This window comes from Pseudonocardia alaniniphila (genome assembly GCF_022524485.1).
GTDB lineage: Bacteria > Actinomycetota > Actinomycetes > Mycobacteriales > Pseudonocardiaceae > Pseudonocardia > Pseudonocardia alaniniphila.
In genome coordinates this window covers 22,566-33,968 of the sequence record NZ_JAKXMK010000057.1, presented here as the reverse complement: position 1 = coordinate 33,968, position 11,403 = coordinate 22,566, and the positions used below count along the sequence as shown (strand labels likewise).

The 11,403-nt window shown below is 65.9% G+C and carries 9 protein-coding genes; 7 read left to right on the top strand and 2 right to left on the bottom strand.

The genetic code is table 11. The annotated features are described in order from the left end of the window. Positions 1 to 285 precede the first annotated feature (285 nt). Complete coding sequence (locus MMF94_RS41185; protein ID WP_241042937.1) at positions 286 to 1,953, bottom strand: DUF6282 family protein; 1,668 nt, start codon at positions 1,951 to 1,953, stop codon at positions 286 to 288. Between the two features lie 110 nt (positions 1,954 to 2,063). Further along, the gene (locus tag MMF94_RS41180) at positions 2,064 to 2,294 is read right to left on the bottom strand and encodes a ferredoxin (RefSeq protein WP_241042936.1); all 231 of its coding nucleotides are present in this window, start codon (positions 2,292 to 2,294) and stop codon (positions 2,064 to 2,066) included. Positions 2,295 to 3,665: 1,371 nt separating this feature from the next. Here MMF94_RS41180 and MMF94_RS41175 point away from each other — a divergent pair. The 7 genes from MMF94_RS41175 to MMF94_RS41140 all read left to right on the top strand — a co-directional run bounded on the left by MMF94_RS41175 (position 3,666) and on the right by MMF94_RS41140 (position 11,394). Continuing rightward, the gene (locus tag MMF94_RS41175) at positions 3,666 to 5,042 is read left to right on the top strand and encodes an ABC transporter substrate-binding protein (protein ID WP_241042935.1); all 1,377 of its coding nucleotides are present in this window, start codon (positions 3,666 to 3,668) and stop codon (positions 5,040 to 5,042) included. Continuing rightward, positions 5,039 to 6,133: an ABC transporter permease gene (locus MMF94_RS41170; RefSeq protein ID WP_241042934.1), complete on the top strand. Its 1,095-nt coding sequence runs from the start codon at positions 5,039 to 5,041 to the stop codon at positions 6,131 to 6,133. Before MMF94_RS41175 ends, MMF94_RS41170 begins: the two co-directional genes overlap by 4 nt. Beyond that, positions 6,114 to 7,010, top strand: a complete 897-nt coding sequence (locus MMF94_RS41165; RefSeq protein WP_241042933.1) for an ABC transporter permease — start codon at positions 6,114 to 6,116, stop codon at positions 7,008 to 7,010. Before MMF94_RS41170 ends, MMF94_RS41165 begins: the two co-directional genes overlap by 20 nt. Positions 7,011 to 7,081: 71 nt before the next feature. Continuing rightward, a complete protein-coding gene (locus MMF94_RS41160) occupies positions 7,082 to 8,044 on the top strand; it encodes an ABC transporter ATP-binding protein (protein ID WP_241042939.1) in 963 nt (320 codons plus the stop codon). Between the two features lie 282 nt (positions 8,045 to 8,326). Then, entirely contained in the window at positions 8,327 to 8,734 is a 408-nt protein-coding gene (locus tag MMF94_RS41150; protein ID WP_241042940.1) for a hypothetical protein, read from the top strand. A gap of 49 nt (positions 8,735 to 8,783) precedes the next feature. After that, positions 8,784 to 10,109: a Rieske 2Fe-2S domain-containing protein gene (locus MMF94_RS41145; RefSeq protein WP_241042932.1), complete on the top strand. Its 1,326-nt coding sequence runs from the start codon at positions 8,784 to 8,786 to the stop codon at positions 10,107 to 10,109. A gap of 295 nt (positions 10,110 to 10,404) precedes the next feature. Further along, on the top strand, positions 10,405 to 11,394 hold the full coding sequence (locus tag MMF94_RS41140; RefSeq protein ID WP_241042931.1) for a DODA-type extradiol aromatic ring-opening family dioxygenase: 990 nt from the start codon (positions 10,405 to 10,407) through the stop codon (positions 11,392 to 11,394). The last annotated feature ends 9 nt before the right edge of the window (positions 11,395 to 11,403 follow it).

The following is an 11,403-nucleotide window of genomic DNA, read 5'->3' as shown; positions in this document are numbered from 1 at the left end:
CTGGGGTCCGACAACGCCGGTTCGGGCAGCGAGGGGTCGGCCAGCCGGGCCAGCTGCGCACTGCGGAACTCGGTGTGGTCGGTGGGGACGGTGGTGAAGTGTCCGTGGCAGTCGATGATCATCTGGCGCTCTCCTGTCCGGTGGGCGCGACGATCGCCCCGTTGCTGTCGGGATGATCGACATAGAAACACCACGCGTCCGACCGCAACGTCGGCGCCACCACCGGGACACCGCCTCGTTGCGGATCCCGCCCTGGAAGTGTGTCGCTGACGCTCGCCGCTGCTCTCATGAGCTTCTCCCTGCGGCGGTGAGGTCGAGGCCTACCCGCTGGTCGTCGACGCCGGCCAGCCAGCGGCTGTTGTGCACCGCCATGAGCCGTATCTCGTCCTCCGTGAACCCCGCGGCGAGCAGCCGGTCGGCCAGCAGGGCAAGCCCGTCCTCGACGGGAGGGTTGAACGGCTGTCCGAGGTCGCTCGAAAGCACCGAGTGCTCTGGGCCCACCGCCCGGATGGTCTCCAGCCACAGCTCCCACGAGACCTTTCTGGTGTACGGAGTGGTGAAGCAGCGCTCCAGTAACGCGCCCTTCGCCGCAAGCCGCCGCTGCATGTCTATCGCCACCCGTTGTGAGGTGAACTCGGGATGTGTGACGACGATGCGACGCACCCCCACGACGAGGGCGGCGTCCACAACGGTGTCGATCTCCGCCGCGCTGAGATGGCCGGTTGCCAGGGTCATGTCGTGCTTGGCGATGACTCGCAACACCTGCCGGGTGGCCTCGAGCACCCGCCCGTCGGAACCGACTACCTCGACGGGATCGGCCGCCATGCCCTCGTCCCGCAGCTCTTCCTGTAGCAGTGCCCACATCGGCGGCCGCGCCCCCTCGGGATCGCGCTCGGTGCACTCGCGCTGATTGGCGCTGTCGACTGTGGGCATCCAGACGACCTGGGCGCCGCTGCGGGCTGCAAGCTCCACGGCGATGGGGTTCATTCCCCCTACGGAGCCGTTCAAGGTGATGGCGCCGACCGCACTGAACCCGGGTACCGCGGCGCGCACCACGGCAGCACGCTCCCCGGTCGGAAGGTAGTGCGACTTCAGCACGAACCCGGCCAGCCCGACCTCCGCGAATCTCGGCGCGAGCGTGAGGTCGTCGATGCGGCGGCGCATCACGTCCGGTGCAACATGAATGTGCACGTCGTAGGCGCCTTTGACAATCTCACGAGCCCGTTCCGATGGTGTCGGATGATTATCCATGTCAGTCTCAATCGTCGTAATCGAAGTCGTCCTGAGTGCGTCAATCACACTCGTGAGATGGAGCCGTGTCGCAGCTTCCGCTGCTATGGGATCGCGGCTGCAGATAGCGTCGATGATCGCTTGATGTTCGGGGAGTGAGACCCCGGGCCGCTCTGGCTGCATAGCCAGCCTGAACTGGTGGCGGACACTCTGGGCACGCAAGTGCTCCAGCACGCGCGCGGCGGTGGCCTGGCCACTGAGCTCGCGAATCCGCTGGTGTAGCAGGCGGTTGGCCTCCGAGTAGCCGAGTACGTCGCCGACCGTCACCGCGTCCGCCATGCGAATGCCGATCCTGCGCAGGTCCATCGCCTCGGCGTCAGTCACCCGTTCTGCCGCCTTGGCCGCACACAAGCCTTCCACGACCATCCGGACCTCGGTGATCTCGATGGCCTCGTCCAACGACACTGCCCGCACCCGGGCCCCGCGATGCGGAATGCGTTCCACCAGTCCTTCGCTGGTCAGCTGGAGCAGTGCGAAGCGCACCGCGCTGCGGCTGGCCGAGAAGCGCTCCGAAAGATCGGCCTCCACCAGGCGCTGGTCCGGTACGAACTCACCTCGCATGATCGCTTCGCGGATCATTTCCAGGATGGTCGGACGCTCCGGCGCCGGTGCATTCGGCTCTGTGCCGTTAACGAGCTGGGCGTCCTGGAAAGATCTCGGCACGCTTCTTCTCCTGTGAGGTGTGGCGCCGGGGCTTCTCATGTGAAGCTCCGGCTTGTCGCCATTGCCGCGGCGACGTGCGGCACATCTCGCCGGGGGCTACGCCCGTCCGCTCACTCGGAATCGATGCGAATGCAACGCCCGGGACATGCCTGGCTGGCCTCCAACACCTGGCGCTCGTTTTCGCGCGGCACGGTCACCGTGCCCGCGGGACCGGCCGGGAGGGCGGAGTCCCCGTCGTGCACCACGGCCAACCCGTCCTCGCCGATGGTGAAAACGATCGGTTCGAGCAGCTCACACAGGCCAGCGCCGGTGCATCTGTCCTGATCGATCCAGACCTTCATGTCTTCCTCCCTCTCGCCAGGCCCATCACCCCGTCGTGACGGCTGTTCCGTTCGCGATGAGCGCGCGGCACGACCCGAGATCCTGCGTGCGGACGGTCGACGGCCACGGCACCCACGAATCGACTGCGAATTCCAGCCGGCTGCCGGCTGTAAAGGGTGTTCCTCCCCTCCAGGCGTGCAGTATCTCGCCGGGGAATCCGGACGCGGGGATTCTGGGCACGCCGGTCTCCCGTGTGGGTTCGGCGGCCTGCCTGAATGTTGGCTGGACCGTCACCGAGTTGGCTTGGTGGTAGTGCGCGGAATCCGCACGGTCGGTCGTCTGCTGAGTGGCGCACATTCTGCGCACCGCGACGCGACGTCGCAAATACGAATGTTGCGTGCGTGGGCGCGACATTTGTCGCGTTGGGGGCACCGGTCTGGCCGGCAACGGATGGTCGGTCGCGTCTTCGCAAGTCGTCCCCCTTCTGGTCTACCCACATGCCCGGCACAGCCGTCACCGAGTGTGACGATCTGCGTCGAGGACCGCCGCCGTACAAGGTCGCGGAAGGAACGCGGCCTCAATGCGCGGATGCTGACGATCCAGGGGCCGGCGCCGACGTATGGCGCGGTTGTCTACAAGAATGTCGCCAATGTTGTCCTGACGGAACGATCTCAATGTCGCACCTTCACTTCGAGTCCGTCAAGGGCTGCGCGGCCATGGGTGTGCCGTCCTCGTTCTTGTCGCGGTCGACACGACATCGCAGGTCGAGGGGGCCCGCCCGTGCCGGCAGCCGAGGCATGACACCACCGCTGGACATCATGTACGGCCGTCGTAATGTCCTGACTAGTTAGCATTGCGAAGATCATTTTCGATTGAAACTGGGCGTTGACAGGGCGGGCGTTATCAACGATTCTCGTGACAAGATTGCTAACAATCCCGTCGTCGCGCAGTGCAGCGCACCTCGTCGTGAGCCGTCAGAGGCCTTGGGGTGAGCGCAGGCCACGCCGACACGACGGGGGAGGGTTGTTGCCGTGGGTGACCAGGTCAGTAGCCGCACTGAAGCCCCATCGTCGAACGCCACCGAACAACCGCCGGTGGCAACCGCAAAGGTCAAGCACTCTTCCTCGTCGCGCGTGACCCTTCCGCGGGCCGGAATCGTCAGAGCTGGAGCGAGATTCATGGCGCGTCCACGGAAATGGATCGTGCTGGGCATCGCCGTCGTGTCGATTCTTGCGACGGCATGCTCCCCACGCGCGACGACGAGCAGCGATGACGCTTCTGCCGGTCCTCCGCAACACGGTGGCACTCTCACCTACCTGGCCAACGGAGTGACATCCACCTGGCCTCGAGGGCTCGATCCGGCTTCCGCCGGAGCAGCGCCATCACTCTTTTTGACCGCCATTTTCGGCGGATTGTTCAAGCTGGCCGACGGCGGGAAGATCGAACCTGATCTCGCATCCGGGTACCAGGTCTCCGACGACGGGAAGAGCCTCACGATCTCCTTGCGGCCGGGCGTGATGTTCCAGGACGGCACCCCGCTCAACGCCGAGGCCGTCGCATGGAACATCGACCGGGACCTCAAGACGGCGTGCGTCTGCAGCCCCTCGGCGTCGTGGCCACCGCTCGCCGAGGAGGGCATCACGACGCCGGACGATCACACGGTCGTCCTGAACTTCAGCCGCCCGTATGCCGCCCTCATGAACGTCTTCGTCAGCACGAGCGTCAACCGCATCGCTTCCCCCACCGCGGTGCAGAAGATGGGACAGCAGGAGTTCAGCCTGAAGCCGGTGGGTGCCGGTCCGTTCGAGGTCGTGCGCAACGTCGTCAGCTCCGAGATCGTGCTCAAGCGCTACGAGGGCTACTGGAAGCAAGGCCAGCCCTACCTCGACGGACTCGTGTTCAAGGCGATCGTCGGCGACCAGCCGACCTATCAGGCGATCCAGGCCGGACAGGCGCAGGCGAGCACGCTCACCACCCCCTCCATCGTCCAGCAGGCGAGCCAGAACGCGAACCTGACGGTCAACCAGCAGGACGGCACGTCGCCGTGGCTGATCCAGCTCAACACGGCGGTCCCACCGTTCGACAACAAGCTCGCGCGTGAGGCGATCTACTACGCCACCGACACCGAGGCGATCCGCACTCACCTGCTCGACGGCCTGTACCCGGCGACGCAGTCGTTCACCGGGCCAGGAGGCCTCTTCTACCAGCCCGAGGTCCCCGGCTACCGCACCTTCGACCTGGACAAGGCGAAGCAGCTCGTCGCGCAGCTCGGGGGGTTGAAGGTCGACCTCTTCGGCGGCACGGACAAGGTGGCCACCGAGACCGTGCAGGTCCTGCAGAGCCAGTGGCAACAGGCAGGGATCGAAACCACCATCCATTCCTACGAGCTGCCCAGAACCATCCAGGAGCTCGAAGGCAAGAAATGGCAGGCGGCTCTGCAGAGCAACGGAGCCTTCGATCCCGGGGTGAGCTCCGGAGTGCCGTTCCGGTTCCTCTCCAGCGCGCCGTACAGCGGGGTCCAGGACCCGAACCTCGACACCATGATCGACCAGGCGGCAGCGACTCTCGACCAGACCGAGCGAGGCCGCCTCTACGGGGACATCGCCAAGTACATCAGCGACGAGGCGTACGCACCGTTCATGATCGCCGTCGCGCCGGCCGCGGTGGCCCGCAAGGACGTCCACGGACCCGGGGTGTCGACCAAGATCCCGATGGCGAGCGTGTCGCTCCTCCCGGTCTGGGACGAGGTCTGGATCGAGAACTCATGACCATCCGCACCCCGGAGCCGGCTTCCGGGACCGCCGTCGACACCACCACTCAGACGGGTCCCCAGCCCGTTCACGACGCCGACCGGCATCCCGGCCAGATAGCCGGGCGCGCGATGGCCGTCGTGCAGTCGCCGAGCCTCCGGCTCGCCCTGCGCAGGCTCGCCACCGCGATTCCGGTGCTGTGGGGCGTCACCGCCCTGACCTTCGTGGTGCTGAACGTCCTGCCGGGCAACGCCGCCCAGCAGCTCCTGGGAGCGGAGGCGACGCCTGAGCAGGTCCGGCAGCTCACGGTCGAGCTCGGCCTCGACAGGCCGCTCGTGACGCGCTACTGGGACTGGCTCAGTGGCGTGCTCACCGGCGACCTCGGGCGGTCGTTGGCGAGCGGGCAGCCCGTGACCGAGATCTTCGCCGAGCGCCTGCCTGTGACCCTCGAGCTAGCGGTCTACGCGCTCGGCATCTCTCTGATCCTGACCATGCCGGTGGCGTTGCTGGCGACTCGCCGGCCTGGGGGGCTCGTGGACCGGGTGAGCATGGCGGTCAGCATGGCGGGCCTGTCCATCGCGAACTACGTGCTCGCGCTCCTGCTCGTCATCGTGTTCGCGGTGTATATCCCGCTCTTTCCGGCGATCGGCTACGTGCCGCTGGAGGAGAACATCCTGGAGAACATCTGGTCGCTCACGCTTCCCGCGGTCGCGATCGGCTTCCCGCTGTTCTGCTTCTACACCCGGCTGCTACGCGGCGACATCCTCGACCAGATGCAGGAGGACTACGTCGTCACGGCACGCGCCAAGGGGATCAGCCCCTTCCAGGTACTGACCCGCCACGCCCTGCGCAACTCCCTGTTCGGCCTACTCACGATCGTCGGGCTCAATCTGGGGAACCTGCTCGGGGGCACGGTGATCAGCGAACAGATCTTCGCCCTCCCCGGCATCGGTCAGGAACTGATCCAGTCCATCAACAACCGCGACGTCATCGTCGTGCAGGCGATCGTGCTCTTCATGGCCACCGCGACGGTTCTCGTGAACCTCCTCACCGACATCCTGTACGCCATCCTGGACCCGAGGATTCGCTATGGTCAGCGCATCGCCTGACGCCCTCCTCCCATCGGGCGGCCCGCAACCGGGCAGCACTGGTGCCACGGGAAGACGAACCCGCAGAGGGTGGGCGCGTCGGCTGGAGCTCGCAGTTCCGCTCGCATTGCTGATCGTCGTCTTCGGCGCGTGCTTCCTGGTGCCGGCCGTCCTTCCGGTTCCGGATCCGATCGGCGGCAGCATCATCGACTCGGACTTACCACCGCTGGCGCCCGGGCATCTCCTCGGCACCGACCCGGTGGGCAACGACGTGTTCTCCCGTCTCCTGTACGGCGGTCGCGTCTCGCTCGCCATCGCCGTGGCCGTGAACGTGATCGGCCTTGTACTCGGCGGACTGCTCGGGGCCTTCGCCGCCTATCGCGGCGGTGTCACCGACGCGGTGATCATGCGCGTGCTCGACGTCCTGATCGCGTTTCCGTCACTGGTGCTCACCCTCGCGATCGCCCAGAGTCTGGGGCCGAGCGTCAGCCACACGATCTTCGCGCTCTCGTTCTTCAGCGTGCCGGCGTTCGCCCGCACCGCACGGGCAGCCACGCTTCGCCTGCGCGAGCAGACGTTCGTGACGGCGGCCAGGTTGAGCGGCACGGGAACCGGCCGCGTCCTCTTCCGCCACATCACCCCCAACATCCTTCCGCAGCTGATCACCTTCGCCCTGCTCGGAATGGGGATCATCATCGTTGTCGAAGGCGCGTTGAGCTTCCTCCAGCTCGGCGTGCCCCTGCCCAACCCCAGCTGGGGGAACATGATCTACCAGGGGCAGCAGAGTATCTCGACCGAACCGTTGCTCGTCCTGTTTCCGAGCATGTTCCTGTTCGTTTCCACTCTCGCTTTCAACCTTCTCGGAGACGCGATGCGAGCCCGCTGGAATGTGCGATGAGTGTGCTCATCCCTCCGCTCTCGACCGCAGCGCCGGATGACCGTCGTGCGACGGAGGGCACGTTGCTGGAGGTGCGGGACCTTCAGGTGCGGTTCCGCCGCCACGGCCGCGTTGCGCGCGTGGTGAACGGTCTCGATTTCTCGGTGTCACCGGGCCGGACCCTGGCGATCATCGGGGAGTCGGGCTCGGGGAAGACGGTGAGCTGCCGCGCGATCCTGGGCCTGTTGCCGAGCTTCGCGTCGGTCACCGGCACCGTCCTGTTCGCGGGTGAACAGTTACTGGGCTTGCCGGAGCATGAGATCCGCCGGTATCGGGGCGCCGACATCGCGATGGTGTTCCAGGATCCGGCACGGTCGCTCAACCCCACCATGCAGGTGGGGAAACAGATCATGGAGGCGATCCGGGAGCATCTGCCGCTCTCCTCTGCTCTGGCACGACAGCGGGCGATCGAGCTGCTCGAACTGGTACGGATACCGTCACCCAGCCGGCGCTTCCACGAGTACCCGCACCAGCTGTCAGGGGGAATGCGGCAGCGGGTGATGATCGCGATCGCCTTGGCGTGTCACCCCAAATTGCTGATCGCCGACGAGGCCACGACGGCCCTGGACGTGACGACCCAGGCCCAGATCATGGAGCTGCTCCTGGATCTCCAGCGTGCCCTGGATATGGCTCTGATCTTCATCAGCCACGACCTGGGGCTGGCCGCGTCCTATTCCGACGACGTGATCGTGATGTACGCCGGGCGGGCCGTCGAGCGCGCACCAACTCGCCGATTGTTCGAACACGTGCGGATGCCGTACACGAAGGCGCTGCTGGAGGCGATCCCGCGCCTCGACCGGCCTGCCCATCTCCAGCTGCCGGTCGTGCCGGGCCGGCCACCAGACCCCTCATCGCTGGGGAGCGGCTGTTCGTTCGCCCCCCGCTGCCCGCGGGTGGCAGACATCTGCTGGGACAGCGCCCCGCCTTTGACTGAACACGACTCAGAGCACTGGTGGGCCTGCTTCCGCCCGCATGGGTCCGGAGAAACCCGATGAACATCGCCGTGCCCCGGCGCTTTACACGCGCGGATCTGAAACGCGAGGAGCCGACCGTGGAGAGCACGGCCGATCCCGAACGGGAACGGGGTGCTCGCGAGCCGCTGCTGGCCGTGCGTGACCTGGTGCAACAGTTCTCGGTGCGCACCCACGGCGGCGCGAGGCGCGCGGTCGTACACGCAGTGTCCGGTGGGATGTCGATTTCGGACCCGGTGCCCGCGCGTCCAGCAGCTCTGTGCGGACGAAGAACCCGCGCTGCGCGAACCAGGTGAGGACCACTATGTGGGCTGTCACTACCCATTCGGCGACGTCGGCCCGCCGGGACAGAGAAAATCAATGAGTGATCCGACGAAGTCCGGGACGACTGGAACGGTGTCCCAGAAAGGTCTCATGGTGGATCAGGAAGGCATGATCTCGGCGAATGGGCGAGACGGTGTCGTCGAGAAGAGATCGACCCTGCCGTCCTTGTGGATGTCACTGGTCGTCGAGCGGGCTTGTACCGAGATCTGGAGAGCGTGGGAAGAGAAGAACGACGTCACCGAGTTGCACGTGAATCCGGCGGTTTACGACGCTGTGGCACTAGCGAGGCCCGGCGAAGTCGGCCGCGGCTATCCGCTGATGCTTCTCGGTTTGGAACTGATTCCCGATAAAGCCGTGCAGATCTACGAACCGGTCGTAATCAGAAGCTGAGGGCAACTATGTCAATCACCAGTGCAGGCAACGCAACCGGGGAGGACGCATGCTGACGCCGGAAGAGAACGAGGCACTATGCCGCGTGGGGCCGGGCACGCCGATGGGTACCCTGCTCCGTAGGTACTGGGTGCCGGCCTTCCAACTCGCCGACCTGCCCGGACCGGACTGCGCTCCGATCAAGGTGACGATACTCGGAGAGAATTTCGTCGCGTTCCGGGATACCCAGGGGAGAATCGGTTTCCTGGACGAGCTGTGCCCCCACAGGGGCGCATCGCTCGTGCTCGGTCGCGTCGAGGACTGCGGCATTCGGTGCCTTTACCACGGCTGGAAATATGCCGTGGACGGGACGATCCTGGAGACGCCCAACCTGACCGGTTCCCGCTTCACAGAGCGGGTGAAGCACGGGAGCTACCCGGTCAAGGAAAGCGGTGGGCTCGGCTGGGTCTATCTCGGCCCTCCGGACACTGCGCCACCTTTCCCGATCTTCCGCTGGGACGGGGCGCCGGCTGACGAGGTCGCGGTCAGCGAGATGATCATGGATTGCAACTGGATGCAGGTGTTGGAGGGGTCGATCGACTCCTCGCACGTCGGCGTGCTCCACCTCGACACGTTGGCCGTGATGGGAGCGGGGCCGCGCAATGTCGGCTCGTTCGAGTTCGCCGGCGACCCGTGGGACCACGACATGCCGACGCCCCCGCGAGGTGACAACCCGTGGCCGAGTCATGACAACGCACCGGTGATCGAAGTCGAGGACACGCCGTTCGGGTTCCACTACGCCGCTGTGCGGGAGGCCGCTGACGGCTCGGGGAGCAAGTACGTCAGGATCACCGCCTTCGTCATGCCCTACACCGCCTTCGTCGGAGGGAGCAACGGCGCGGTGATCGTCGTTCCGAGGGACGATCACACCTGCTCCTCGTTCGGCATCTTCATGGTGCCGAAGGGCAGGGGAGGCTCCGCAGCGGCGAACCGCACAGGTATCGATCGGAGCATCTGGGGGCCGGAGCCGGGCAATCGGCGCATGCGCATTCCTCCTCAGGACCGCGAGGCCATGGCGAACGGACAGAGCTTTGCCGGATTCCGCGGGGGTAACCGGGTTCAGGACGGTGCGGTACAGATGTCGTCCGGCCCGCTCTACGATCGCGCGAAGGAGCATCTGGTCCCGGCCGACCTCGCGATCATCAGGCTGCGGCGCGTGCTGGCCGACTCGATCCGGCTCGTGGACGAGGGGAAGCCGCCGCTCGGCCTGGGGGTCGGATACGACTTCGCGCGTGTCACCGCCGCCTCGGCGACCATCGACGCGGAAACCCCTTGGCAGGACCTGGTTGCGGGCAACCTCGGTACCCGAGAGGGGACAGCGCGGATCAGTACCTGACGTCACTCGTACGTCGACTGGTGCCCTGGGCGCTGACACGTAGCCGGATCGATGTTGCCAAGGATCGGTCGGATTCTCGCCGGCTGACCACGGGGCTTGACCGGCTCGCCGCCCGGTGTGATCAGGCGAAAAAGGACGTCTTCATCGAGGAGGCCGCGGAATCGATCGGGTGCCGGCTCTGGATGAGTCCGTACCCGACCGGTTCCGGGGCCCGAGCGGACCTGCCCGGCCCGGACCTTCGCGTTGATGCACGGTGGAGGTCCGGCTTGGCGACAGTTGAAGGGAGGCGGCGGACATGGCAGAGATCGTGCTGGGTGTGGCTAGTTCGCACACGCCCCAGCTCAGCTCTGGGGTTGAATTTTGGGAAGACCACGGGAGGCGGGATCGGGGATATTCATTGCTGGGTCGGGATGCCGAATACCATGCCTATGACGAGATTTTGAAAGGTGCTGATCCGCGAATAGAGAACGAGCTCGACCCAGCGGTCTGGGCGGCCAAGGATCAGCGCTGCCAGGAGTCCCTGCAGGAGCTTTCTCGTCGGCTCTCGGAGGCTCAAGTGGACGTCGCCGTCGTCATCGGTGATGACCAGCAGGAGATGTTCCAGCGTGACGGCACGCCGACCTTCGCCTGTTTTCTCGGAACAGAGTTGACCGACATACCGCCCGACGCGGAACGGCTCGAGCGAATGCCGGCGGGCCTTCGTGCGGCTTCCTGGGCCGCCCACTCCGATCGGCCTGAACGTCATAAGGTCTGCTCCGAGCTGGGCCGCCTCGTCATAGAGTCGCTTGTTGTCGCGGATTTCGATCCATTGAGTTTTATCGAGCAGCCCGCCGGACGGACACTGGGACACGCCTTCACTTTCCCGCGGTACCGGCTCGGCCTAGCACCGGAGACGCCGATCACGCCGATCTTCATCAACACCTACTTCCCTCCGAATGTCCCTTCGGCGCGGCGTTGCTACCAACTCGGACGGGTGGTGCGGAACGCCGTGGCGTCGTGGACCAGCGACGCGCGGGTGGCGGTCATCGCTTCCGGCGGGTTGAGCCACTTCGTGGTCGACGAAGAGCTCGATCACCGGTTCCTGTCCGCTCTGGAGCGGAGTGACTCCGAGGCGCTCGGCGCCTTGGGGCGCAAACATCTCAGGTCGGGAAATTCGGAGCTACTGAATTGGATTGCGGCGGCCGGCGCCTTGGAGGGTAGAAATTTCACGTTGGTTGACTACGTCGCCGGCTACCGGACCCCGGCCGGCACGGGGACGGGAATGGCCTTCGCCTACTGGGAATGACGAGCTCTG

Bases quoted from the DNA above. Each gene is read 5' to 3' on its own strand.
- MMF94_RS41180 (WP_241042936.1), bottom strand. From the start codon at position 2,294: ATGAAGGTCTGGATCGATCAGGACAGATGCACCGGCGCTGGCCTGTGT.
- MMF94_RS41140 (WP_241042931.1), top strand. From the start codon at position 10,405: ATGGCAGAGATCGTGCTGGGTGTGGCTAGTTCGCACACGCCCCAGCTC.
- MMF94_RS41165 (WP_241042933.1), top strand. From the start codon at position 6,114: ATGGTCAGCGCATCGCCTGACGCCCTCCTCCCATCGGGCGGCCCGCAA.
- MMF94_RS41145 (WP_241042932.1), top strand. From the start codon at position 8,784: ATGCTGACGCCGGAAGAGAACGAGGCACTATGCCGCGTGGGGCCGGGC.
- MMF94_RS41170 (WP_241042934.1), top strand. From the start codon at position 5,039: ATGACCATCCGCACCCCGGAGCCGGCTTCCGGGACCGCCGTCGACACC.